The sequence below is a fragment of the Rhodopseudomonas rhenobacensis genome (assembly GCF_014203125.1).
Taxonomy (GTDB): Bacteria; Pseudomonadota; Alphaproteobacteria; order Rhizobiales; family Xanthobacteraceae; genus Rhodopseudomonas_A; species Rhodopseudomonas_A rhenobacensis.
The window spans coordinates 1-25,298 of the sequence record NZ_JACHIH010000043.1 but is presented as its reverse complement, the minus strand read 5'-3'; the positions used below and the strand labels follow the sequence as shown (position 1 = coordinate 25,298).

General features: G+C 65.7%; 21 protein-coding genes. 3 read left to right on the top strand and 18 right to left on the bottom strand.

What is annotated here, in order from left to right:
• Positions 1-63: 63 nt before the first annotated feature.
• The 14 genes from HNR60_RS22110 to HNR60_RS22045 all read right to left on the bottom strand — a co-directional run bounded on the left by HNR60_RS22110 (position 64) and on the right by HNR60_RS22045 (position 18,485).
• Complete coding sequence (locus tag HNR60_RS22110; protein ID WP_184262228.1) at positions 64-1,797, bottom strand: ABC transporter substrate-binding protein; 1,734 nt, start codon at positions 1,795-1,797, stop codon at positions 64-66.
• A 117-nt stretch (positions 1,798-1,914) separates the two neighbouring features.
• Positions 1,915-2,244: a DUF2160 domain-containing protein gene (locus HNR60_RS22105; protein ID WP_184262212.1), complete on the bottom strand. Its 330-nt coding sequence runs from the start codon at positions 2,242-2,244 to the stop codon at positions 1,915-1,917.
• 275 nt (positions 2,245-2,519) lie between these two features.
• Complete coding sequence (locus tag HNR60_RS22100) at positions 2,520-3,326, bottom strand: carbohydrate ABC transporter permease (RefSeq protein ID WP_184262210.1); 807 nt, start codon at positions 3,324-3,326, stop codon at positions 2,520-2,522.
• The gene (locus HNR60_RS22095) at positions 3,326-4,228 is read right to left on the bottom strand and encodes a carbohydrate ABC transporter permease (protein ID WP_184262208.1); all 903 of its coding nucleotides are present in this window, start codon (positions 4,226-4,228) and stop codon (positions 3,326-3,328) included. Before HNR60_RS22095 ends, HNR60_RS22100 begins: the two co-directional genes overlap by 1 nt.
• Complete coding sequence (locus HNR60_RS22090; protein ID WP_184262206.1) at positions 4,228-5,331, bottom strand: ABC transporter ATP-binding protein; 1,104 nt, start codon at positions 5,329-5,331, stop codon at positions 4,228-4,230. The genes HNR60_RS22095 and HNR60_RS22090 overlap by 1 nt, the downstream gene beginning before the upstream one ends.
• Before the next feature lie 9 nt (positions 5,332-5,340).
• Complete coding sequence (locus HNR60_RS22085) at positions 5,341-6,420, bottom strand: ATP-binding cassette domain-containing protein (RefSeq protein WP_184262204.1); 1,080 nt, start codon at positions 6,418-6,420, stop codon at positions 5,341-5,343.
• The gene (glpD, locus tag HNR60_RS22080) at positions 6,417-7,967 is read right to left on the bottom strand and encodes a glycerol-3-phosphate dehydrogenase (protein ID WP_184262202.1); all 1,551 of its coding nucleotides are present in this window, start codon (positions 7,965-7,967) and stop codon (positions 6,417-6,419) included. The genes HNR60_RS22085 and glpD overlap by 4 nt, the downstream gene beginning before the upstream one ends.
• 137 nt (positions 7,968-8,104) lie before the next feature.
• Positions 8,105-8,929, bottom strand: a complete 825-nt coding sequence (locus HNR60_RS22075) for a DeoR family transcriptional regulator (protein ID WP_184262200.1) — start codon at positions 8,927-8,929, stop codon at positions 8,105-8,107.
• Positions 8,930-9,389: 460 nt separating this feature from the next.
• On the bottom strand, positions 9,390-10,016 hold the full coding sequence (locus tag HNR60_RS22070) for a flavin reductase (protein WP_184262198.1): 627 nt from the start codon (positions 10,014-10,016) through the stop codon (positions 9,390-9,392).
• A 4-nt stretch (positions 10,017-10,020) separates the two neighbouring features.
• Positions 10,021-10,656 (bottom strand): TetR/AcrR family transcriptional regulator, encoded by a 636-nt coding sequence (locus tag HNR60_RS22065; RefSeq protein ID WP_184262196.1) that lies wholly within the window; start codon positions 10,654-10,656, stop codon positions 10,021-10,023.
• Positions 10,657-10,674: 18 nt separating this feature from the next.
• Entirely contained in the window at positions 10,675-13,815 is a 3,141-nt protein-coding gene (locus HNR60_RS22060) for an efflux RND transporter permease subunit (protein ID WP_184262194.1), read from the bottom strand.
• 14 nt (positions 13,816-13,829) lie between these two features.
• Complete coding sequence (locus HNR60_RS22055) at positions 13,830-14,927, bottom strand: efflux RND transporter periplasmic adaptor subunit (RefSeq protein WP_184262192.1); 1,098 nt, start codon at positions 14,925-14,927, stop codon at positions 13,830-13,832.
• A gap of 144 nt (positions 14,928-15,071) precedes the next feature.
• On the bottom strand, positions 15,072-17,747 hold the full coding sequence (locus tag HNR60_RS22050; protein WP_184262190.1) for a hybrid sensor histidine kinase/response regulator: 2,676 nt from the start codon (positions 17,745-17,747) through the stop codon (positions 15,072-15,074).
• A 228-nt stretch (positions 17,748-17,975) separates the two neighbouring features.
• Positions 17,976-18,485 carry a cupin domain-containing protein gene (locus HNR60_RS22045; RefSeq protein ID WP_184262188.1) on the bottom strand — a complete coding sequence of 170 codons (510 nt, stop codon included), beginning with the start codon at positions 18,483-18,485 and terminating at the stop codon, positions 17,976-17,978.
• Positions 18,486-18,638: 153 nt separating this feature from the next.
• Here HNR60_RS22045 and HNR60_RS22040 point away from each other — a divergent pair, with 153 nt between their 5' ends.
• Entirely contained in the window at positions 18,639-18,854 is a 216-nt protein-coding gene (locus tag HNR60_RS22040; RefSeq protein WP_184262186.1) for a CsbD family protein, read from the top strand.
• Positions 18,855-19,193: 339 nt separating this feature from the next.
• On the opposite strand, the gene ggt is transcribed toward HNR60_RS22040, so the two are convergent.
• Entirely contained in the window at positions 19,194-20,780 is a 1,587-nt protein-coding gene (gene ggt / locus HNR60_RS22035; protein ID WP_184262226.1) for a gamma-glutamyltransferase, read from the bottom strand.
• Positions 20,781-20,940: 160 nt separating this feature from the next.
• Between ggt and HNR60_RS22030 the strand changes: the two genes are divergently transcribed.
• Complete coding sequence (locus tag HNR60_RS22030) at positions 20,941-21,171, top strand: SlyX family protein (protein ID WP_184262184.1); 231 nt, start codon at positions 20,941-20,943, stop codon at positions 21,169-21,171.
• Positions 21,172-21,415: 244 nt separating this feature from the next.
• Here the strand turns inward: HNR60_RS22030 and HNR60_RS22025 are convergent, their stop codons facing one another.
• Both HNR60_RS22025 and HNR60_RS22020 read right to left on the bottom strand, forming a co-directional pair.
• On the bottom strand, positions 21,416-22,939 hold the full coding sequence (locus HNR60_RS22025; protein ID WP_184262182.1) for a class I adenylate-forming enzyme family protein: 1,524 nt from the start codon (positions 22,937-22,939) through the stop codon (positions 21,416-21,418).
• A 175-nt stretch (positions 22,940-23,114) separates the two neighbouring features.
• Complete coding sequence (locus HNR60_RS22020; RefSeq protein WP_184262180.1) at positions 23,115-23,528, bottom strand: DUF3775 domain-containing protein; 414 nt, start codon at positions 23,526-23,528, stop codon at positions 23,115-23,117.
• 296 nt (positions 23,529-23,824) lie between these two features.
• On the opposite strand from HNR60_RS22020, the gene HNR60_RS22015 reads away from it, so the two are divergent.
• The gene (locus tag HNR60_RS22015; RefSeq protein WP_184262178.1) at positions 23,825-24,667 is read left to right on the top strand and encodes a fumarylacetoacetate hydrolase family protein; all 843 of its coding nucleotides are present in this window, start codon (positions 23,825-23,827) and stop codon (positions 24,665-24,667) included.
• 295 nt (positions 24,668-24,962) lie between these two features.
• On the opposite strand, the gene HNR60_RS22010 is transcribed toward HNR60_RS22015, so the two are convergent.
• The gene (locus HNR60_RS22010; RefSeq protein ID WP_184262176.1) at positions 24,963-25,226 is read right to left on the bottom strand and encodes a hypothetical protein; all 264 of its coding nucleotides are present in this window, start codon (positions 25,224-25,226) and stop codon (positions 24,963-24,965) included.
• Positions 25,227-25,298 lie beyond the last annotated feature (72 nt).

Genomic DNA, 25,298 nt, shown 5'->3' with positions numbered 1-25,298 from the left:
GGGATCGCTCCCGGCCTTTGTCGTTGGTCGAGGCAGCTTGGCCGTGGCGTGCCTTAACGCCGCTTACTTCGCTTCGGCCCGCTTCGGCGGCGAGGCCGGCCACGACTTGATCAGCGTGTCGTAGTCGATGGTTTCGCCCTTCGGCTTCTCGTTGGCGAGCTTGCGTTGCGGCGCAATGTTGCCGTCCTTCTCCGACTTCTTGTACCAGAACTCGGCGGTCTCCTTCTTGTTCAGCTTCGGGCCGCAGTCGCCCTGCACCTTGGAGCGCTCGAGCCGCTCCAGCACAGAGTCCTGCGCCGCCGCCAGCGAGTCCATCGCCGCCTGCGCGGTCTTGGCGCCGGAGGCCGCGTCGCCGATGTTCTGCCACCACAGCTGCGCCAGCTTCGGATAGTCCGGGATGTTGTTGCCGGTCGGCGACCATTGCGTGCGGGCCGGCGAGCGATAGAACTCGATCAGGCCGCCGAGTTTTGGCGCGCGTTCCGTAAACGATTTGTCCCAGATATCCGACTCGCGGATGAAGGTGAGACCGACATGGCTCTTCTTCAGCGACACCGTCTTCGAGGTGATGAACTGCAGATACAGCCAGGCGGCCTTGCGGCGATCCGGCGGCGTCGACTTCAGCAGCGTGCCGGAGCCGACGTCCTGATAGCCGAGCTTCATGCCTTCCTTCCAGTACGCGCCGTGCGGCGACGGCGCCATCCGCCACTTCGGCGTGCCGTCGGCGTTCATCACCGCAAGACCCGGCTTCACCATGTCGGCGGTGAAGGCGGTGTACCAGAACATCTGCTGGGCGACGTTGCCCTGCGCCGGCACCGGACCGGACTCCGAGAAGGTCATGCCCTGGGCCTGCGGCGGCGCGTATTTCTTCATCCAGTCGAGATATTTGACGATGGAGTACACCGCGGCCGGGCCGTTGGTGTCGCCGCCGCGCTCGATCGAGGAGCCGACCGGACGGCAGCCTTCCATGCGGACGCCCCATTCGTCGACCGGCAGGCCGTTGGGAATGCCGCGATCGCCGTTGCCGGCCATCGACAGCCAGGCGTCGGTGAAGCGCCAGCCCAATGAGGGATCCTTCTTGCCATAGTCCATGTGGCCATAGACCTTGACGCCGTTGATCTCCTTGACGTCGTTGGTGAAGAACTCGGCGATGTCCTCATAGGCCGACCAGTTCACCGGCACGCCGAGGTCGTAGCCGTATTTTGCCTTGAACTTCGATTTGTAGTCCGGATTGGTGAACCAGTCGTACCTGAACCAGTACAGGTTGGCGAACTGCTGGTCCGGCAGCTGGTACATCTTCTTGTCGGGCGCGGTGGTGAACGAACGGCCGATGAAGTCGTCGATGTCGAGCATCGGGTCGGTGACGTCCTTGCCCTCGCCGGTCATGTAGTCGGACAAAGCGATGGTCTGGCCGTAGCGGAAATGCGTGCCGATCAGATCGCTGTCGTTGATCCAGCCGTCATAGACGTTCTTGCCGGACTGCATCTGGGTCTGCAGCTTCTCGACCACGTCGCCTTCCTGGATCAAATCGTGCTTGAGCTTGATCCCGGTGATTTCCGAGAACGCCTTGGCCAGCGTCTTGGCCTCGTATTCGTGGGTGGTGATGGTTTCGGAGACGACGTTGATGTCCATGCCCTTGAACGGCTCGGCCGCCTTGGCGAACCATTGCAGCTCCTTGAGCTGGTCTTGCTTCGACAGCGTCGAGGGCTGGAATTCTTCGTCGATCCATTTCTGCGCGGTGGCGTCGTCGGCGCGCGCCGGCGCCGTCGAGACCGCGATCAACGCCGCGGCGCTCGCCATGCCGAGAAAAACCGCGCGCGTCGATCGACGGCGCTGTCCGAGTAAGTGTCGCATCCTGTTCCTCCGTTGGTCGTTTATTCAGCTCCGGGTTGATCCCGGATCTGTCGTGTTCGACGCTCAAACGTTGCGAAAGATCGCAACGGCAAAGAGCAGCGAAAGCGCGGTCGCGAGCCACAGGCTCGAGAGTTCAAGTCCGTCGGCGCCGATCGGCAGCGTCGCCAGGGGATCGCTGCCGAAAAAGCCGATCCAGGCGAGATGGATCACCGCGGCGGAAATCAGCGACAGAAACAGCCGGTCGCCGCGGGTGGTGGGAATCCGCAGGATGCCGACGCGTTCGGCTTCCGGATAGGCCACCGCCAGCCAGGTCATCACCGCGAGCGTCGCAGCCAGCAGCACGAAGAAGATCGCGGTCGGCGCGGTCCAGGCCATCCATGCGATGTTGTCCATGGGTCAAGCGCCTCCGCACGCGGTCGAAATTGATTGCAGCGGTGCGACCGTTGCACCTCTCCCCGCTTGCGGGGAGAGGTCGGATGACGCGCGAAGCGAGTCATCCGGGTGAGGGGGCGCATCCGCGAGGTCTGACTCGTTGACAGGCCCCCTCACCCGGATTGCTGCGCAATCCGACCTCTCCCCGCAAGCGGGGAGAGGTGAGGTCAGCGCGCGTGGCCCCGTCGTGCAAATCTCAGGCTTCGGAATTGAGATGTGATCAAACATCATCATCCTCACACCCGACCCAGCGCGAAGCCGCGCGCGATGTAGTTGCGGACGAACCAGATCACCAGCGCGCCGGGGATGATGGTGAGCACGCCGGCCGCCGCCAACAGCCCCCAGTCCATGCCGGCGGCCGACACCGTGCGGGTCATCACCGCCGAGATCGGCTTGGCATTCACAGACGTCAGCGTGCGCGCCAGCAGCAATTCGACCCAGGAGAACATGAAGCAGAAGAACGCCGCGACGCCGATCCCGGAGGCGATCAGCGGCATCAAGATCTTGACGAAGAATTTCGGAAACGAATAGCCGTCGAGGAATGCGGTCTCGTCGATCTCCTTCGGCACGCCGGAGACGAAGCCTTCGAGAATCCACACCGCCAGCGGCACGTTGAACAGGCAATGCGCCAGCGCCACCGCCCATGGCGTATCGAACAGGTTGATCGCCGAATACAGGTTGAAGAACGGCAGCGCATAGACCGCGGCCGGCGCCATCCGGTTCGACAGCAGCCAGAAGAACAAATGCTTGTCGCCGAGGAAGCGATAGCGCGAGAACGCATAGGCCGCCGGCAGCGCGAACGAGATCGACAGCACCGTGTTGATCACGACGTATTTCAGCGAGTTGATGTAGCCGGAATACCAGCTCTCGTCGGTGAAGATGGTCCGGTAGTTCTCCAGCGTCGGCTGGTGCGGCCACAGCGTCATGGTGGAGACGATCTCGGCGTTGGTCTTGAAGCTCATATTGACCAGCCAATAGATCGGCAGCAGCAGGAAGATCAGATACAGCGCAAGAATGATACGGCGGCCGGGGATCGAATGCATCAGGCGCTCCCCGGGTTGTTGTCGCGATCGGCGCCAGCGTGGGTCATCACGGTGTAGAACACCCAGCAGACGATGATGATGATCAGGTTGTAGACGATCGAGAGCGCCGCGGCCTTGCCGAGATCGAACTGGCCGAGCGCGATCTTGACGAGTTCGATCGACACGAAGGTGGTCGAGTTGCCCGGCCCGCCGCCGGTGACCACGAAGGGTTCGGTATAGATCATGAAACTGTCCATGAAGCGCAGCAGCACCGCGATCAGCAGCACGCGGTGCATCTTCGGCAGCTGGATCGCGGTGAACACCGCCCAGCGCGAGGCGCCGTCGATCTGCGCGGCCTGATAATAGGCGTCGGGGATCGATTTCAGCCCGGCGTAGCACAATAGCGCCACCAAGCTGGTCCAGTGCCAGACGTCCATCACCACCACGGTGGCCCAGGCGTCGAACGCGTTGGAGACGTAGTTGTAATCGATGCCGAGCCCGTTCAGCGAATAGCCCAAGAGGCCGATGTCGGGGCGGCCGAAAATCTGCCAGATGGTGCCGACCACGTTCCACGGGATCAACAGCGGCAGCGCCATGATCACCAGGCACAGCGCCACCGTCCAGCCATGGCGCGGCATCGCCAGCGCCACCACGATGCCAAGCGGCACTTCGATCGCGAGGATGATCGCCGAGAAGGCGAGATTGCGCGCCAGCGAGGCGAAGAACCGCTCGCCGAGATCGCTCGAGGGATCGAGCAGCTCCTTGAACCAGCCGACGCCGTTCCAGAAGAACTGGTTGTTGCCGAAAGTGTCCTGCACCGAATAGTTCACCACCGTCATCAGCGGCAGGATCGCCGAGAACGCCACGATGGCGAACACCGGCAGCACCAGGAACCAGGCTTTCTGGTTGACGGTCTTGTCCATCAGGCGACCTTCTCCAGCGCCTGGCCTTCGACCAGCCGACTATCCGCATAGACCAGAATCCGCGCCGGCTCGAACACCAGGCCGACCTGGGAGCCTGGCTCCGACAATCCCGGCGGCATCCGTGCTGCGAACTTCACGTCGCCGACCCGCACCCGGGCGAACCGCACCCGGCCGAGATCGTCGATCCGCTCGATGGTAGCTGCAAGCAGGCCCGGCGCCAGCGGCGCGACGTGGACGAATTCCGGCCGCACCCCGATTTCGATTTTCGCGCCGGCCGGCAGATGATCATAGGCGCGGCCGAGTGGAATGACGTGGCCGCCGACATTGGCCTCGCGGCCGCGCACTTGCGCCGGCACCACGTTCATGCCGGGCGAGCCGATGAAATAGCCGACGAAGGTGTGCGCCGGCTTCTCGAACAATTCCTCCGGCGTGCCGCTTTGCACCACGCGGCCATCATGCATCACCACCACGGTGTCGGCGAAGGTCAATGCTTCGGTCTGGTCGTGGGTGACGTAGATCATGGTTAGATCCAGCGCGCGGTGCAGCGCCTTCAACTTGGAGCGCAGCTCCCATTTCAGATGCGGATCGATCACAGTGAGCGGCTCGTCGAACAGGATCGCGGAGACGTCGGAGCGCACCAGGCCGCGGCCGAGCGAAATCTTCTGCTTGGCGTCGGCGGTGAGCCGCGTCGCCTTGCGGCGCAAATGCGGGGTGAGATCGAGCAACTCGGCGATCTCGGCGACGCGCTTGTCGATGTCGGCTTTCGCCACGCCGCGGTTCTTCAGCGGAAACGCCAGATTCTGCCCCACCGTCATGGTGTCGTAGATCACCGGAAACTGGAACACCTGGGCGATGTTGCGCTCGCGGGTCGAGAGCTGGGTGACGTCGGTGCCATCGAACAGGATCTTGCCGTGCGACGGCGTGACGATGCCGGAAATCAGGTTGAGCAGCGTGGTCTTGCCGCAGCCCGACGGCCCGAGCAGCGCGTAGGCGCCGCCCTGCCGCCAGGTCATCGACACCGGCTTCAGCGCATAGGCCTCGGGCGGCAGATCCGGGCCGACGAGATAAGTGTGCGCGAGATCGACGAGGTCAATGCGAGCCATCGGTGCGCCTCACATCGCCGGGGGTGCCGCGACCAGGCGGTCGGCGGCGTCGAACACAAAGAGATTAGCTGGATCGAGCACCGCTTCCAAATGCTGCCCGGGCAGGAATTCGTGCACGCCCTGCAGCACCGCGACCCAGTTGGCGTCGCCGCGCTTCAGATGCACGAAGCTCTCCGAGCCGGTGATCTCGGTCACCGACACCGTGGTGGCGAAGGCATGACGATCGGCGTGGCCGCTGGCGACCTCGAGCTGATGGGCGCGGAAGCCGACCCGGTAGGCGCCGTCGCCGAGCCCGGCGAACACCCCGGTCGCGGGGCCACTGCCGCCGCCGGCGTAGTCGACCGCGCCGTTCTTCTTCTCGACATTGACCAGATTGAGCGGCGGATCGGAGAACACTTGCGCCACGCGCAGGCTTTCGGGGTGGCGATAGACCTGCGCGGTGACGCCGTTCTGCAGCGCCTGGCCTTCCCACATGCAGATGGTGTTGCCGCCGAGCAGCAGCGCTTCCGAGGGCTCGGTGGTGGCGTAGACGAAGATCGCGCCCGACGCCTCGAAGATCCGCGGCAGGTCGACGCGCAATTCCTCGCGCAGCTTGTAGTCGAGATTGGCGAGCGGCTCGTCGAGCAGCACCAGGTCGGCGCCCTTGACCAGCGCGCGCGCGATCGCGGTGCGCTGCTGCTGGCCACCGGACAGCTGCATCGGCGTGCGCTTGAGATAGGGCTCGAGCTTCAACAGCCTGGCTGCCTCCTGCACCTTGCGCTCGATCTCGGCGCGCGGCTGGCGCTGCACCCGCAGCGGCGAAGCGATGTTCTCGTAGACGCTGAGCGAGGGGTAGTTGATGAACTGCTGATACACCATCGCCACCGAGCGCTTGCGGACATCGACGCCGGTGACGTCCTGGCCGTCGACCAGCACCTTGCCGTGGGTCGGCTTGTCGAGCCCGGCCAACAGCCGCATGATCGAGGTCTTGCCGGACAGCGTCGGCCCGAGCAGCACGGTGAGCGTGCCGCGCTCGAGCGTCAGCGAGACGTCGCGGATCGCCGGCACGCCGTCGATGCTGCGGCTGACGTTTTGCAGCGACACGCTCACGGCAGTCCTCCCGCCTTGCGCAACGCGGCATCGGTCGGCGCCGCGCGCTGCGCGATCAGCCAAGCGTCGATCGCGGCGATCTCGGCCGCCGACAGCCGCAAGCCCAGCTTGGAGCGGCGCCAGACGATGTCCTCGGCGGTCACCGCCCATTCGTTGGCGACCAGATAGCGCACCTCGCGTTCGGTCAGCGTGGCGCCGAAGGATTGGCCGAGATCGGCCATCGCCGTCGCGGTGCCGAGCAGCAGCGGCGCGCGGGTGCCGTAGGCGCCGGCGAGCCTTGCGGCGTGCGGCTCGGTGAGAAACGGATAGCTGCGGCGCAGTTCGGCGATCAGTTCGTCAAGGCCGAACACGTCGAAATCGCCGCCCGGCAGCGGCGATTTGGCGGTCCAGCCTTCGCGCGCCTTGTCGCCGTGCAAATAGGGCGCGAGCTTCTGCAGCGCCTCTTCGGCGAGCCGGCGATAGGTGGTGATCTTGCCGCCGAAAATGCTGAGCAGCGGCGCGCCGCCGCCCGGGGTGTCGAGTTCGAAGACGTATTCCCGGGTCGCCGCCTTGGCGTCGCTGGCGCCGTCGTCATAGAGCGGCCGCACCCCGGAGAAGGTCCACACCACGTCGGCCGGCGTCACCGGCTTTTTCAGATAGGCGCCGACTGAATCGCACAGATAGCCGATCTCCTCGGCCGAGGCTTTCACCTTGGCGGGGTCGCCCTCGTAGTCGCGGTCGGTGGTGCCGATCAGCGTGAAGTCGCCCTGATAGGGAATCGCGAACACGATGCGGCCGTCGGCGTTCTGGAAGATGTAGGCGCGGTCGTGGTCGTAGAGTTTCGGCACCACGATGTGCGAACCCTGCACCAGCCGCACTTTCGTCTTGGGCTCGACGCCGGTGCCCTCCGCCAGCACGGTCTCGACCCAGGGGCCGGCGGCATTGACCAGCGCGCGGGCGCTGACGGTGCTGTGCACGCCGCTCAGCGTATCCTCCACCGTGACCTGCCAAATGCCGTCATCCTGTCGGATCGCCACGGCGCGGCTACGGGTGCGGATCTCGGCGCCGCGGTCGGCGGCGTCACGCGCGGTCAGCAGCACCAGGCGCGCGTCGTCGACGAAGCAGTCGGAATATTCAAAGCCGCGCTTGAAGCGGCCGGGGATCAGCGCCTCGCCGACCTTTTCGCGCGACAGATCGAGCGAAGAGGTCGGCGGCAACAGCTTGCGGCCGCCGATATAGTCGTACAGCCACAGCCCGAGCCGCAGCCGCCAGGCGGGGCGCAGGCCGGAATGATGCGGCAGCACGAAGCGCAGCGGCCGGATGATATGCGGCGCGATCTGCCACAACACCTCGCGCTCGATCAGCGCCTCGCGCACCAGGCGAAACTCGAAATATTCCAGATAGCGCAGCCCGCCGTGAATGAGCTTGGTCGACCACGACGAGGTGCCGCTGGCCAGATCGTTCATCTCGCAGAGAAAGACCGAGTTGCCGCGTCCGGCCGCATCGCGCGCGATGCCGCAGCCGTTGATGCCGCCGCCAATAATCGCGAGGTCGAAAACCTCACCCACCGCGCTTCCCCTGATCGATCGTGCTCCGGCAATTCCTCGCCAGCCTTCGATTATATCGAATGTCTTTCGGTTGCGATTAAAACACAACGTAAAGCGAAAGCAAGAGCCCTTCGAATGGCTTAGGCACGGGCAGATGCCTAATCTTGTCGCAACATCGGCAGGTCCGGCACCGCGTCGTCGATCTCGGCGGGCCGCTTCGGCAGCGCGGTGATGACGTGGATGCCCCTGGCGTCGCAGATGCTCTGCAGCTGTTCCGGCAGCGCCAGATCGGTGACGAAGGTCTGGATCTGGCTGAGATGGGCGATCCGCACCGGGGCGCTGCGGCGCAATTTGGTGGAGTCGGCGACCAGCATCACGCTGCGGGCGTTGGCGACGATCGCCTGCGCGGCCTGCACCTCGCGATAGTCGAAATCGAGCAGCGCGCCCTCCTCGTCGATCGCCGAGGCGCCGATGATCGCGTAGTCGACCTTGAACTGGCCGATCAGGCTGATCGCCGCCGAGCCGATCACCGCGCCGTCGGCGCGCCGCACCGTGCCGCCGGCGACGATCACCTCGATCCGCGGATGGCGATAGAGCTGCATCGCGACGTTGAGATTGTTGGTGATGACCAAGAGGTCTTCATGCGAGGTCAGCGCGCCGGCGACCTCCTCGGTGGTGGTGCCGATGTTGATGAACAGCGAACAGCCGTTGGGGATCTGCGCCGCCGCGGCGACGCCGATCGCCTTCTTCTCCTCGGCGGCGACGAAGCGCCGGGCCTCATAGGCGAGGTTCTCGACGCCGGAAGCGATGATCGCGCCGCCGTGGATGCGGGTCAGCGAGCGGCGGTCGCACAGGTCGTTGAGGTCCTTGCGGATGGTCTGCGCCGAGACCTCGAAGCGCCGGGTCAGATCGTCGACCATCACCCGGCCGAACGAGCGCGCGATATTGAGAATTTCCGATTGCCGATGCGTCAGTCCAGCCACGGGTCACCTCGCCGAAAACAACCCATGGTGCTGGTGTTCGCCGGACGGGTCAACGCGCGAGATCGCGGCGTTGCCGCAACGCAGCGATGAAAAATATGGACTGGTTAAAGGCGGTGGCGCTGCGGCGGCTGCGCGTGCGTGTGCTTCGTCGAAAGCGCCCCATAACTGGTTCGACGTGGTTACGCCGACTGTTCGCTGCGAGCACCGCTTTCACCTCTCCCCGCTTGCGGGGAGAGGTCGACCCGGCGGAGCACCCGGATCGGCGCTTCGCGCCGTCCGAGTACAGGCTCCGCGAAGCCGGGTCGGGTGAGGGGGCGCTTCGGCATAACGCGGCGCCCCCTCACCCGACTCGAACGCGCTGCGCGCATTCGAGCCACCCTCTCCCCGCAAGCGGGGCGAGGGAAAGATGCCGCGCCGCTCACATCAATCTCGACGCTGAGCTGAGCTACGAGCCCCGCCCTCACGCCGGCCGCGGCATCTCGAACATCGCTTCCGGCGTCACCTCGAGATAGTCGCCCATGCGGCCGGCGCGCAGGATCGGGTGCGCCTGCGCGGTCTGGTACACGCCGTCCTTGATCAGCCGCCTGTCGATGTGCACGGCGATCACTTCGCCGATCGTCAGCCAGGCCTCGGCCTTGCGGCCGTCGGCGCCCTGCAGCTGGATCAGCTGCGACAGCCGGCATTCGAACGACACCGGGCTCTCGCCGACCCGCGGCACGCTGATCAGCTTGCTCGGCACTTCGGTCAATCCTGCGACGGTGAATTCGTTGACCTCGTGCGGCAGCGTCGCCGAGGTTGCGTTCATCGCCTGCGCCAGATCCATGGTCGCCAGATTCCAGACGAATTCGCCGGTGGCCTGGATGTTGGCGACGGTGTCCTTCCAGGTGGTGGAGGAAAACCCGATCAGCGGCGGGCGATAATTGAAGGCGTTGAAGAAGCTGTAGGGCGCCAGATTGACGTGGCCTTCGGCGTCGCAGGAGGAAATCCAGCCGATCGGCCGCGGGCCGACGATGGCGTTGAAGGGATCATGCTTGAGGCCATGGCCGTTCACCGGCTCGTAATAGTGCACATCGATTACATCGGTCACGCGGTCATCTCTGGTTGGCGGGGGGTGAAGCCGGAGTCGGAGCAGAACGCGGCGCCAGCGCGGCGAGCACGAAATCGATCATCTGATCGATCGTCGGCCCGGGTTTCTCGTCGACATGTGCGATCAGCTGCGGGTGGAAGAAATGGATCATCGCGGTGCAGGTACAGGTCGCCGCCAGCGGCACATCCGGCGCGTTGAATTCGCCGCCGGACTTGCCGTCCGCGATCACCGCCCCGATCATGCCGGTGATGCGCTCGAAATGCGCCACGCAGACGTCCCAGCTCTGTTCCATGGCGATCGCCACCATCTCGTGCAGCTTGGCGTCGCCGACGTAGCGTTCGGCGTTCATGCGATGGATCGTCGTCAGCAGGTCGCGCAGCCGCTGCGTCGCAGGCTCGGCGCGGCGCACGATGGTTTCCGCGGCGGTCTCGACCTCGCCCATCAGCCGCCGCGCCACGCCTTCGTGAATCGCCTTCTTGGAATCGAAGAACCGATAGACGTTGGCCGGCGACATTCGCATCACCTTGGCGATGTCGGCGACGGTGGTCTTCTGATAGCCGATTTCGCGAAACAAACGCTCCGCCACCACGAGAACGCGTTCCCGCATGTCGACTTCAAGATGCTCGGCGGCCAGGGTCATGTGTCACCCAATGTTGAATTATTCGGCGGCGTCGGCAAGGGGCATCGGCGAATGCGTGTCACCCCCCTGCTGCGCCGCAAGATCGGCCTGCTCGCCGGGCCCGGCTTCATCGAGGCTTCTACGGAACCAGAGCGCGTAGAGCCCGGGCAGATACAGCAGCGTCAGGAAGGTGGCGACGAACAGCCCGCCCATGATGGTGACCGCCATCGGCCCCCAGAACGCCGAGCGGGTCAGCGGGATCATCGCCAGAATCGCGGCGAGCGCAGTCAGCACCACCGGCCGCGCGCGGCGGATCGTCGCCTCGACGATCGCCTCGCGCCGCTTCATGCCCTGGCTGACGTCGGTCTCGATCTGATCGACCAGGATCACCGCGTTGCGCATGATCATGCCGGCCAGCGCGATCAGCCCCAGCAATGCGACGAAGCCGAACGGCTGGCGCGCGATGTTCAGCCCCAACGAGGCGCCGATGATGCCGAGCGGCGCGGTGAGGAACACCAGCACCAGCCGGGAGAAGCTCTGCAGCTGGATCATCAAGAGCGCCAGCATGATGATCACCATCAGCGGAAACAGGATGAAGATCGAGGAATTGCCCTTGGCGGATTCCTCGATCGCGCCGCCGATCTCGATCCGGTAGGCCGGCTGCAGGCTGTCGCGGATGCCCTGCAGCTTCGGCCAGATCGCGTTGGTGACGTCGGGCGCCTGCTTGCCGGGCGCGACGTCGCCGCGCACCGTGATCGCCATGTCGCGATTGCGCCGCCACAGGATCGGCTCCTCGTGGGAATATTCGATCTTGGCGATCTGCGACAGCGGCACCGCGACGCCGTTTCGCGAGGTCACGGTCAGATCGCTGACCCGGCCGAGGTCGAGCCGCTCGGAGGCCACCGCGCGGGCGACCACGCCGACCTTCTCGACGCCGTCGCGCACCGTGGTGACGTTGGCGCCGGAGATCAGCATGGCGAGCGCCTGCGAGACGTCCTGCGGCGTCAGCCCGAGCGCGCGGGCGCGGTCCTGATCGACGGCAAGCTTGAGATACGGCGTCTGCTCGTTCCAATCGAGATGCGGATCGAGCACGTCGGCATTGCCGCGCACCACGTCGCGGACCTTGTAGGCGATCTCGCGCACCTTCTTGGTATCAGGGCCGATCACCCGAAACTGCACCGGGAATCCGACCGGCGGGCCGAAGTTGAACTGATCGACCCGGACGCGGGCCTCGGACAATTGCCCGGCCAGGGCGGCGGCTTCGAGCCGCGCCTTGACCCGCTCGCGCTGCGCCACGCCCTTGGTGACGATCACGATCTCCGCATAGGATTCGTTCGGCAGTTCGGGGCTGAGCCCCATCCAGAACCGCGGCGGGCCCTTGCCGACATAGGCGGTGTAGGTGGCGATGTCGGCATCGTCCTTCAGCAGCGTCTCGGCGCGCTTGACGCTCTCCATGGTGACGTTGAAGGCGGTGCCTTGCGGCAGCCGCAACTGCAAGAACAGTTCGGGCCGCTCCGAGGTCGGAAAGAATTGCTGCTGGATCAGGCCGAAGCCGACGATCGACAGCGCGAAGGCGCCGACCGTCGCCAGCACCACGGTGGCGCGCCAGCGGATGCACCAGTGCAGCACACGGCGAAACAGCCGGTAGAACCGGGTCTCGTACACCGCCTCCGGATCGTGATGCGGCCGCTTGGTAAAATCCGGCAACAGCCGCACGCCGATATAGGGCGTGAAGATCACCGCGACGAACCAGGAGGCCACCAGCGCGATCGCCACCACCCAGAAGATGCCGCCGGCATATTCGCCGACCGAGGAATTGGCAAAGCCGATCGGCAGGAAGCCCGCCGCGGTCACCAGCGTGCCGGTCAGCATCGGAAACGCCGTGGAGTCCCAGGCGAATGACGCGGCCTTAGCGCGCTCCCAGCCCTGCTCCATCTTCACCACCATCATCTCCACCGCGATGATGGCGTCGTCGACCAGAAGCCCCAGCGCGATGATCAGCGCGCCGAGCGTGACGCGGTGCAGGTCGAGCGACATCGCGTTCATCACGATGAAGACGATGGTCAGCACCAGGGGCACCGACAGCGCCACCACGATGCCGGTGCGCCAGCCGAGCGCCAGGAACGAGACGAACAGCACGATCACCAGCGCCTCGATGAAGGAGCGGACGAATTCGCCGACCGCGTGGTCGACCACTTCGGGCTGGTCGGCGACCTGCTCGATGTCGATGCCCTGCGGCACCGCGCCCATGAATTCGGCGGTGGCCTTGGCGACGTCGGCGCCGAGGTCGATGATGTTGACGCCCTTCGCCATCACCACGCCGATGCCGAGCGCCGGCTTGCCCTTCTGCCGCACCATGTAGTCGGTGGGATCGACGAAGCCGTGGCTGACGCTGGCGATATCGCCGAGCCGGAACAGGCGGCCGTTGCTTTCCACCGGCGTCTCGGCCACCGCCTTGGCGCCGTCGAGCGCGCCGCTGACCCGCAGCGGCACCCGCTGCGAGGCGGTTTCCACGGTGCCGGCGGGCACCACCGCGTTCTGCTTGGCCAGTGAATCGAACAGCGCCTGCGGCGTCACCCCCAGCGTCGCCAGCTTGGCGTGGGAGAATTCGACGAAGATCCGCTCGTCCTGGGTGCCGTAGATGTTGACCTTGGTGACGCCCGGCACTTTCAGCAGATGCTGCCGCATGCCCTCGGCCACTTTCTTCAGCTGCGCGTAGTCGGCGCCGTCGCCGGTCATCATGTAGAGGATGGAATCGACGTCGCCATATTCGTCGTTGACGCTCGGCCCGATCAGACCGGACGGCAGCTCGCCGCGGATATCGTCGATCTTTTTGCGCACCTGATAGAACAGCTGCGGCACTTCCTTCGGCGGGGTGTTGTCGCGGAAGCTGATGTTCATCGCGGTGAAGCCGGGCTTCGAATAGGTCTGCACCTTGTCGAAATACGGTAGTTCCTGCAGCTTCTTCTCGATCGGATCGGCGACCTGGGCCTGCATCTCGGCGGCCGTCGCGCCGGGCCAGATCGCCGAGACGATCACCACCTTGATGGTGAAGGACGGGTCCTCGGCGCGGCCGAGCCGCTGATAGGAGAACAGACCGCCGACGCTGAGCGCGATGATCATGAACAGGATCAAGGCCGGATGGCCGACCGCCCAGGCCGACAGGTTGAACCGATGCATCGCCCCGCCCCCGCTCAAAACGCCAAGGCCGAAACGACCCGGACCTTCTCGGCCGGATCGAGCTTCTGCACGCCCAGCACCACCACCTTGGCGCCCTCGGCGACGCCGCCGCTGATCAGCACGTCATGGGTCTCGTAGGCCTTCACCGCCACCGGCTGCAGCGTCAGCTGCCCGGCGTCATCGACGACGTAGAACGACGGCTTCGTGCCCTGATTGAACAGCGCCGACAGCGGCAGCCGGGCGACGCGCTGCGTGGTCGGATCGGCCAACGTCAGCGTCGCGGTCATGCCGAGCGCCACCTCGTCGCCGGCGTCCGGCAGCGAGAATTTCGCCAGGTAGGTGCGCGTTGCGGGATCAGCGTTGGGCGCGATCTCGCGCAATTTCGCGGTATATGTCTTGTTGGGGTCCGACCACAGCGTCACCGTGGCGGTGCCGTCCTTGGCGCGGCCGATCAGCGTCTCGGGGATCGCCACCACGGCTTCCTTTTCGGCGAAGCGCGCCACCCGGATCGCGGTCTGTCCGGCTGCCACCACCTGGCCGGCGTCGATCAGCGTCGCGGTGACGACCCCGCGGGTGTCGGCGACGAGCGTGGCGTAGGACAGGCTGTTCCTGGTGAGCTCGACCGAGCGATCGGCGCGATTGAGCCTCGCGCGAGCCTCGTCGGCGGCGGCCTTGGCCTGATCGAGCTGGGCGTCGGTGGTCCAGCCCTTGCCGCGCAGCTGCAGAGCGCGGTTCTCCGCCGCGGCGGCCTGCGCCAGCACGCCGGTGGCGGCGCGGTGCTCGGCTTCGGCCTGCTCGGCCTGCAGCTTCAGATCGACCTCGTCGAGTTGCGCCAAGGGCTGGCCGACCTCGACGCTCTGGCCGACTTCGACCAGGCGCTTGGCGATCTTGCCGGCGACGCGGAAGCCGATATCGGCCTCGATCCGCGGCCGGATGGTGCCGACGAAGGCGCGCGACGGCGCCTCCGCCTCGTAATGCACGCTCGCCACCAGCACCGGGCGGGCCGGCGCCGCCTGTTTGGCTTCCTTCTCGCCGCACCCGGCGAGCGTCAGCGCCATACTGAGCGTCGCGACGGCCAGCAGCGGACCACGGGCAGGCAAATTCCTAGACATCACAGTTCCTCGCGCGTGCAGTGCAGCGAAACTGTGGAATGACCTGTGACGAATGTCAATATTCGTCAGTAGTCAGTTTCTTGTGAAGGGCCATGCGCGGAATGCGGGGCTTTGGCCGGCGCCTCTCTTCAACGGTCGGGGCGGTCAGTGCGGCGATGCCGGCTGCGGGCGCGGCTCGTCGCCGACCGGCTGCATCGCCCCGTCGTGCAGTTCGCGCTTGGCTTCCTGCAGTGCCACCTCGAGCTGGCGGCCGAGTTCGTGCAGCCCGCGCGCGGAGATCTGATCCGCGCGGCGCTCGATGGTGCGGGCGATGTTGGCGATCTCCTCGAAGCCGAGAAATTTGGCGCCGCTCTTCAGGGAATGCGCCTCGATGCCGATCTCCTGGCGGTCGCCGCCCTCGGCGAAGCGCCGGATCAGCGCCAGCCGGCGTTCGGTCTCGCCGATGAACATCGCCGCCATGCTCAGCACCTGATCCTGGCCGAGTTCGTCGACCAGCTGCGCCAGCGTGGCTTGCGCGTGCTGCTGCGGATCGGGATCGGCCGGCGCCTGGTCGACTTGCAGCGCGCTCATCGGGGTGGTGCCGCCGCGCAGCGCGCGCAGCACCGCGGCGACCAGCGCCGGCTTGCGCAGCGGCTTGGCCAGGAAATCGGTCATGCCGGCCTCGCGGCAATGCTCGACGTCCTCGGCAAAGGCATTGGCGGTCAGCGCGATGATCGGCAGCGTCGCCGCGTCGCCGCCCTGGGCGCGAATGGTCCGGGTCGCGGTGAGGCCGTCCATCACCGGCATCCGCACGTCCATCAGCACCAGATCGTAGTCCGCCTCGGCCGCCGCCTGCACCGCGTCGGCGCCGTCCGGCACGATGCGGATGTCGGCGGCGAATTCCTGCAGCATCTTGCTGACCACCAGCTGGTTGGTCTTGTCGTCCTCGGCGATCAGGATGCGCAGCGGCCGTCCCAGCATGGCGATGCGCAGCCGCAGATCCTCGGCGCCGACGTGGTCGAGGCGGCGGTCGGCCACCACCACGTCGCTGATCGGCAGGCTCAAGGTGAAACAGAAGGTGCTGCCGCTGCCCAGCGTCGAGCTGACGCTGATCTCGCCGCCCATCTGCTCGATGATGCGCCGGCTGATCGCCAGCCCCAACCCGGTGCCGCCGAAGCGGCGGTTGATCGAGACGTCGGCCTGGGCGAAATTGCTGAACAGTTGCCCGACGCGATCCTCGGCGATGCCGATCCCGGTGTCGATGACCCGCCATTCCACCACCGCGCGGCCGTCGCCCCGCGAGACGCAATGCGCCGCGATGGTCACCCGGCCGCCATCGGTGAACTTGACGGCGTTGGAGGCGAGGTTGAGCAGCACCTGGCGGATCCGCGCCACGTCGCCGTGCAATCCCTTGGGAAGCCCGTCGTCGATCGCAAGCTGGATCTCCAGGCCCTTTTCCTTGGCGCTGGAGCGCAGCACCGAGGCCACCGCCTCGACCAGCGCGGCGGGCGAGAAATCCACCGTCTCGAACTGGAAGCGGCCGGCTTCGAGTTTCGACAGATCGAGAATGTCGTTGAGGATGCGCTGCAGGTTGTCGCCGGATTCCCGGATGGTCTGCACCGCATGATGCTGCTCGGGGTCGAGGTCGGTTTCCAGCAGCATGTTGGCGAGCCCGAGCACGCCGTTCATCGGGGTGCGGATCTCGTGGCTCATGATCGCCAGAAATTCGGACTTGGCGCGGTTCTCCGCCTCGGCGCGCTCGGCACGCCAGCGTTCGGTGACGTCGCGGCCCACCCCGCGATAGCCGGCGAATTGTCCGTTGTGGTCGAAGCTCGGCTTCGCCGACACCGACCACATCCGCGGCTGGCCGCCGGCCATGATGTGGACCACCACGTCGTTGACCGGCTCGCGCTGCTCCATCGCGGCGACGATGCCGGCGACCGTGGCCCGCTCGCAAGGGCACAGCAGATCCAGCACGTCGGCGAGCGACGAGCCGCGCAACAGCGACAGCGGCAATTGCGCGGCTTCGACAAACCGCTGCGGAATTTCCACCAGCCGGCCGCCCGGATCGGTCTGCCACAGCCAGTCGCTGGCGTTGTCCTGATAGTCTTTCAAGAGCAGCGAGATGATCTCGGTCTGCCGCTCCAGCTTCAGCTTGGCGCGCAGGTTCTCCATGAACAGATGGCCGTGCGCCATCAGGTTGCGCGACAGGAAGATGGCGTAGAGCAGCAGGAACACCGCGGTGATGGTGTAGCTTTCGCCCTCGCAGCGAAACAACGCCACCGCCGACGCCAGCACCATGGTCCAGGTATAGGCGAGCCCGGCGCGCGGCACCGTGGACAGGCAGAACGCGCCGCCCGAAATCATTCCGGCGACCAGGCAGGCGATGATCAGTTGAAATTCCGGCTTGACGATCGGAAACAGCGCCAGCGGCACCGCGCCCCACACCGTACCGAGCAGGAAGGCGTGCAGCACCAGCCGCGAGATGCCGCGCGGCGACGCCTCGGTTCGCGGCTCGTTGCGGACTCGGACCCAGGACCGCATCGCCAACGCGACAATGGCCGTGATCAGCGTCATCCAGCCGGCGAGAAATGCGGAGGACGTGCTCCAGAACACCAGCACGACCAGCGTCGCATTGGCCATGTTGATCGTCATGGTGAGCGGCGTCAGCCGCGTGACGCTGTCGATCTGCGCGGCGCGGATGCGGCGCATTTCGTGTTCGCTCGGCTCGTCAATCACCACCGGGTCGGCGTCGAACCCCCTCACCGCGCGGCCGATCGCCGCGAGCCAGCGGGCGCCGCGCGACCCATCCGACGTCAGTGCCTTGGCGAATCCGGCCATTATTGAGGGTGCCTCTTGCCAATCTGCAGGGGGTGACGAGCGGTCGATTGACTCCCGTGTGTTGGCCGGGCGCAGCTGCGGTTTCGTTAACTCCGCAGCCCGCAGAATCCCTAGCACCCAGCAGAATGCTGTTCTGCCACGACTGCCGAGCTAAGCAAGCCGGCGGTTGGTTCACAAGTCGAAAACGCCGCCCGGCAAATGCAACTTAAATCCAATGCGCCGGCGACGCTAGCGCGGCGCGGGATCGGGATGGGTCGGATCGACCCACAACACGGTCTCCGGCTTCTCGACCGGCTCGATGTCGAGGTTGATGGCGATCGCCTCGCCGTCGCTGCGCACCAGCACGCAATCCAGCTCCTGATCGGGCAGCGCGTTGATTTCCTGATGCGGCACGTAAGGCGGAATGAAGATGAAATCGCCGGGACCGGCTTCCGCGGTGAATTGCAGCCGCTCGCCCCAGCGCATCCGCGCCTTGCCGCGCACCACATAGATCACGCTTTCCAGATGGCCGTGATGATGCGCGCCGGTCTTGGCGTCGGGCTTGATCGTCACCGTGCCGGCCCACAGCTTCTGCGCGCCGACGCGGGCGAAATTGATCGCGGCGTTGCGATCCATGCCGGCGGTCGACGGCACGTTGGGATCGAGCTGGTTGCCGGGCACCACGCGCACGCCGTCGCGCTTCCATTTGTCGTCGTGATGCGAACGAGCGGGCTCGGGGAACTCGTCTTGCGTGGCCATTCTATCTCCTCCGTGCGTTATTTGTGACGACCACCGCGTTGGTCGATGCCGCCGATGTGACGTGGTGCCGCGGTCGCGGAGCGAACCCCGCGGAACCAATCCTGCCGCCAACCATTGTCCCCGCGAAGATCAACCACGTGAAGGAGATTTCTTATGGGCAGCACCAGCGACAAGATCAAAGGCACCGCGAACGAAGCCATCGGCAAGGCCAAGCAGGGTATCGGCGAAGCCGTCGGTAACGACCGCCTGCAGGGCGAAGGCGCGCTGCAGGAAGCCAAGGGCCATGGTCAGAAGGCCCTCGGCGATGCCAAGGAAGCCGTGAAGGACGCCGCCGACAAGGGCGCGGACTTCGTCAACAAGAAGCTCTGATAGGCTTTCAGATCACTTATCAGTGTGATGCAGGACCGGCCGAGAGGCCGGTCTTTGCATGTCTGGCGTTGTTACTGTTGGTCCGTACGTACATGCGGAAATGACTTCACCTCTCCCCGCTTGCGGGGAGAGGTCGACCCGGCGTAGCGCCAGAGAAGCCGGGTCGGGTGAGGGGGCGTCTCGGCATAACGCGGCGCCCCCTCACCCGGCGCGCCAAGCTTCGCTTGTCACGCCACCCTCTCCCCGCAAGCGGGGCGAGGGAAGGTTGCCGCAGCGCTCTTAACTAACTCGAGCCGACCACACGTTCTCATCAACCGCGGTGACGCGAGACGTTGCGGATCAATACCCCAGCGCGCAACCGTCCTTGCGCGGATCGGAGCCGCCGGTCAGCGTACCCTTGTCCCAGTCGATCCAAACGCCCTGGCCGCCGCCATGCGGCACCGACAGACCGGCGATTTCGTGGCCGATGGCGCGCAGCCCTTCCACCACCTCGGCCGGCACGCCGTCTTCCAACTGATAGACGCCCTCGTAATGCAGCCCGCGCGGCAGATCGATCGCCTCCTGCATGTCGAGACCGAAGTCGAGCATGTTGGTCAGCACGTGGACCTGGCCGACCGGCTGATACTGCCCGCCCATCACGCCGAACGACAATTTCGCGCGACCGTTTTCGGTGGCGAGGCTCGGAATGATGGTGTGCAGCGGCCGCTTGCCAGGCGCGATGCAGTTCGGGTGGCCGGGCTGCACCCGGAAGCCGGCGCCGCGATTCTGCAGCAGCACGCCGGTTTTTTCCGAGACGATCGCCGAGCCGAACGAATGTGCGATCGAATTGATGAACGAGCAGACGTTGCGGTCCTGATCGACCACGGTGATGTACACCGTCGACGGATTCATCGGCGGCGACACGCTCGGCAGATCGAGCAGCCGGTCCATCTTGATCTGGCTGCCGTATTCGGCGGCGAATTCGCGCGACAGGATCCTGATCACGTCGACGTCGACATGGCCGGGATCGCCGATGTGCTGCTCGCGCATCAGATAGGCGATCCGCGCCGCTTCGGCCTCGAGATGGAAGCGCTCGACGCTGAGCGGGGCGTATTTCGTCAGATCGAACAGGCTGAGCACGTTGAGCATCACCAACATGGTGATGCCGGGGCCGTTCGGCGGGCACTGCCAGACGTCGTGGCCACTGTAGTTGGTGCTGATCGGCGTGGTGGTCTCGGTCGTATGCCCGGCGAAATCCTCCAGCGTGTGCAGCCCGCCGAGGCCGCGCAGCGTCGCCACCATGTCTTCGGCGACCGCGCCCTTGTAGAAACCGTCGGGGCCGAGCTTGGCGATCAGCCGCAGCGTCTGCGCCAATTCCGGCTGCCGGATCACGTCGCCGGTCACCGCGGCCTCGCCGTGCGGCAGCAGATAGCGCGCGGTGTTGGCGCCCTTCTTCAGCTTCTCGAAGCCGTTCTTCCAGTCGAAGGCGATGCGCGGCGCCACCACATAGCCGTCCTCGGCGGCCTTGATCGCCGGCTGCAGCAACTGGTCGAGGCCGAACCGGCCGTGATCGCGCAAAATCGTCGCCCAGGCGTCGATCGCGCCCGGAATGGTCACCGAATGCGGGCTGGTCAGCGGGATGGCGTTGATGCCGTGCTCGACAAACCACTCGGCATGCGCGGCCTTGGGCGCGCGGCCGGAGCCGTTATAGGACACGATCGGTCCCTCACCCTTCGGCTGATACAGCGCAAAACAGTCGCCGCCGATGCCGGTGGATTGCGGCTCGATCACCGCCAAGAGCGCGCTGGCCGCGATCGCGGCGTCCGCCGCGGTGCCGCCGGCGCGCAGCGTCTCGATCGCCGCCAAGGAGGCCTGCGGATGCGAGGTCGCCACCATGGCGTTGCGGGCATGGACCGTGGAGCGGCCGGCGAACTGGAAATTCCGCATTCCTGAAACTCTTTCCTCGTTTGGCGGCGCGCAGCCGACGGCTTTGTTCATGACATATCCGGCCGTCGCAGGGCAATTGCCCGCGCCGCGTGCAGACCACGGGTTTCGCGCACCGCGCGGCGCTGCTACAGCAGGCGCGCGCCACGACGAGAGATCTCCGATGCCAGACCACGACACTTCCACAACCGCGTCACTCAGCGAACGGATCGACGCCTTGGAAATCCGCATCGCCTATCAGGACGAGACCATCGAGACGCTGAACGCCACCATCACCGCGCAGTGGCAGCAGATCGACGCGCTGACCCGGCAGGTGAAATCGCTCGGCGACCGGCTGCAGGAGGCCGAGGCCAACGCGCCCGCGCCGAGCAACGAACCGCCGCCGCATTATTGAGGGGCAGCTTGCGCTTTTGCGCGACTGTTTCGGCACGCCGCCCACCACGTCATGGCCGGGCTTGTCCCGGCCATCCACGGAAACAGGCAAGGCGTCGCTCGTGGGCGTGGATGGCCGGGACAAGCCCGGCCATGACGCGGAGAGGTAGGTTCGTCTCTCGAAACGTCAGCAGCGTGGGATCTGACGAAGTCTCGATAACGCTCTGAGATGTGCGCTTGAGCGCTGTCTCAGACTGCCGGCCGCCTCACTGCGCCGCCTGCCGAAGATCGCGCAGTTCGCGCTTCAAGACCTTGCCGATCGCGCTGCGCGGCAGGGTCTCGACTGCGACAAGATCGTTGAGCCGCTGGGTCTTGCCGACCTGGGCATTGGTCCAGGCCTTCAGCGCCACAGCATCAATCGCAGCGTCGGGCCGCAGCACCACGAACGCCACCGGGGTCTCGCCCCAGTCTTCCGACGGGAAGCCTACCACCGCCGCCTCGACGACATCCGGATGCGTGGTGAGCACGCTCTCGATGTCGCTCGGATAGATGTTGAAGCCGCCGGAAATGATCATGTCCTTCTTGCGGTCCATCAGCGTGAGGAAGCCGTCGGCGTCGAACCGGCCGATATCGCCGGTGCGCACGAAGCGATTGCCGTCGGCGTCGTGCCAAAAGGTTTCCGCGGTCTTGCCCGGCTGGTTCAGATAGCCCTGCATCATCACCGGCGAGCGGCCGATGATCTCGCCGATCTGCCCGACCGGGACCTGCCGCCCCTCCTCGTCGATCAACCGCACCTCGTGACCGGGCATCGGCTGGCCGACGGTGCCGAGCTTGTCGGGATGTTCGTGCGCCAACAGCGCGCAGGAGCCGCCGCCTTCGGTCATGCCGTAGTACTCGGTGAGCCCGCCCGGCCAGCGCTTCAGGATGTCGGCCTTCAGCTCGGCCGCGAACGGCGCCGAGGTGCAGAACTTCATCTTGTAGGACGACAGATCGAAGCGGTCGAAATCCGGCAGCGCCATGATGCGGCGATACTGCACCGGCACCAGCATGGTGAACGAGACGCGATGCGTCTCGCTCAATTCCAGGAAGCCGCGGGCGTCGAATTTCTTCATCAGCACGAGGCCGCCGCCGCCGGCCAGCGTCGGGTTGAAGCACACCAGCGTGGTGTTGGAATAGAGCGGCGTCGACAACAGCGTCACGGCGTCGGGGCCGAAGCCGAGCGGATCGAGCTGGCCGTATTGCCGCCAGCGCAGCTCGTGGGTGTGGACGATGCCTTTCGGCGTGCCTGTGGTGCCGGAGGAATAGATGATGTTGAAGATCCATTGCGGATCGATGCTGATCGGTTTCGGCTTGGTGCCGGGCGCGGCGCACCAAGCGGTGAACGGCCGGCCCCAGCCGGAATCATCGAACGACACTTTGAACGGCGCCTGCGCGGCGTCGCCCATCGCCGCCGCGGTGGTCGCATCCATGAACAGTACTTTGGCGCCGGAATCCTTCAGCATCGCGGCGAAATCCTGCGGCGTGGACGACGGCGCCAACGGCGCCACCGCGACGCCGGCGCGCAGTGCGCCCAAGAACGTCACGACATATTCCAGCGAACTCAGCGCGCAGATCGCGATGACATCGCGCGGCAGCAAGCCGTCGGCCTGCAAGGCGGCGGCGACGCGGTCGATCAAATCGTCGAACCGCGCGTAATCGGTGTTGCGGTCGCCATCGATCACCGCGCTGCGCTGCGGCGCCTCGGCGGCGGTTTTGCGGACCAGCGCGTCGAGGCTGACGAACTCCGGCATGGCGTCTCTCTCCAGTTTCTTGTCGGGTGATGCCGCGCTCTTCGGCGCGTGAGAGCATTATACGCAAAGCGCCTCCGAGGGCGAGACCCACGAAGGCGCTATGGAAATTTCATGATGGCATCGCAGCCCGCGGCGGAGGATTTCCTCAACGCGGAATAGTTACAGGCGTCGCGGCTCAGCGCACCGGGGTGGTGCGCTCCTCGGCCCAAGTCAGCCCGAAGGCGTCGAGCCCCTCGGCGAGAAAGTCGCTGAGCAGCGGCTCGCCGAGCAGATAGCTCGCGGTGCGGCCGTTGCGGCCGTCGGCGGCTTCGCGGCGCAGATCGTCCCATTCCTCGATGGTGCCGTCGCCGCGGCCGAGCCGCATCAACGCCACCAGATCGATCTGCTCGTCCTCGCTCATCGCGTTGATGAACGAGGTGATCTCGCGCACCACCGGATCGTCGCCGCCGTCTTCCAGCACGTCGACCATGTTGTCGTCGGCGCCGTTGGAGCCGGACTCCGGATCGGAGACGTCTTCCTTGACGTCGAACTCGCGCGCCTTTTCGATCAGAAAGCCGACCTGATCGGTCGAAACGGATAGTTCTGGCATCGGGCCCTCCTCGCCGGGTGGTCGTTGCGATCTCGCGCACGGCTAACGCACCGCATCGCGAGACGATCCCTATGGTGCGGCGCGAGCCAAGCGGTTTCGTTGCAGCGCGGTGGATTGAACATGGGAGCGGCGCGGCGCGCGGCAAGGTGGCGATCGACAAAATCGTCGCCTCCGACGCGGGGCGAACGCGCGACGGCAGCGGCGCAAACCGTCATCCAGCGAGTCCGAAGTTGAATTTCGCTCGGCCGTGCGCCATGAAGCCTGTAGCAAAGCGGTATCGGGAGAGGACGCAGATCATGAAACTTGTGCGATTTGGCGCGCTCGGCGCGGAGAAGCCTGGACTGATCGACGGCTCCGGCCAATTGCGCGACCTCTCCGCACAGCTGCCCGACCTCGCCGGCGAGGCCTTTGCGCCGGCCGCGCTGGCCAAGCTCGCAGGCCTCGACGTCGCCAGTCTGCCGGTGGTGTCGGGGCAACCGCGGATCGGCGCGCCGGTCGGCGGCTCGCCGAAATTCATCGCCATCGGGCTGAATTACGCCGACCACGCCGCCGAGGCCGGCATGGCGATCCCGTCGGAACCGATCGTTTTCATCAAGGCCAACAACGCGCTGTGCGGCCCCAACGACGCGGTGGAAAAGCCGCGCGGCTCGACCAAGCTCGACTGGGAGGTCGAACTCGCCGTGGTGATCGGCCGCCGCGCCAAATATGTCAGCGAGGCCGACGCGCTCGATTACGTCGCCGGCTACGCGGTGTGCAACGACGTCTCCGAGCGCGCCTTCCAGCTGGAGCGGCTCGGGCAATGGACCAAGGGCAAATCGCACGACACCTTCGGCCCCTTGGGGCCATGGCTGGTGACCAAGGACGAGATCGCCGACGTGCACAAACTGCCGATGTGGCTCGACGTCAACGGCGAGCGCTGCCAGACCGGCTCGACGGCGACGATGATCTTCAACGTGCCGAAGATCGTGTCCTATCTGTCGGAGCTCATGACGCTCCATCCGGGCGACATCATCACCACCGGCACCCCGCCCGGCGTCGGCATGGGCATGAAGCCGCCGAAATTCCTGCAGGTCGGCGACGTGGTGACGCTCGGCATCGAAGGCCTCGGCGAACAGCGCCAGGAAATCGTCGCGGCGTAAGGACTTATCAAGCGGCCTCTCCGCGTCATGGCCGGGCTCGTCCCGGCCATCCCGAGAACATGGGACGCCTTGCTTGTTGGCGTGGATGGCCGGGACAAGCCCGGCCATGACCTGTTGCAGCGAGGTGCCTAAGAGCCCGACCGAAAAAGTAGCGCGCAAAACCAGGGGTTTTGTCATTGCGAGCCGAGGGCGGCGCGTCGCGCCGGCCGAAGAGCGAAGCAATCCAGGGGCCTCATGCGGAGCCCTGGATTGCTTCGTCGCAAGAGCTCCTAGGAAGAAGCTGATGGCCTGGAGGTCAGGCGGCGGCCTCCGTGATGGGTTGAAGCTGAACGCTGTAGCCGAGTTTTTTGAGGCTGGCGATATGCCGGTTGACCTTGAGTTCGACGGGCCGTCGATCGAAATAGGCCGCACCGAGATCGTGATGTTCAGAGCCGTCCTTGAGGATGTGGTAGATCGCGGTCAGCATCGAAGCGGCGACTGCACAGATGGCTTTCTGTGGCCCGCGCCGGCTTTGCAGTCGGAAGAACAAGGCCCGATAGTCGTCCGTGAAGAAGGCCAATCAAGCGACCTGACGGCTCGTTGATGGCGGCGGTTTGGTTCGCATGATGGCGGCCAACCAGGCGCGCAAAAG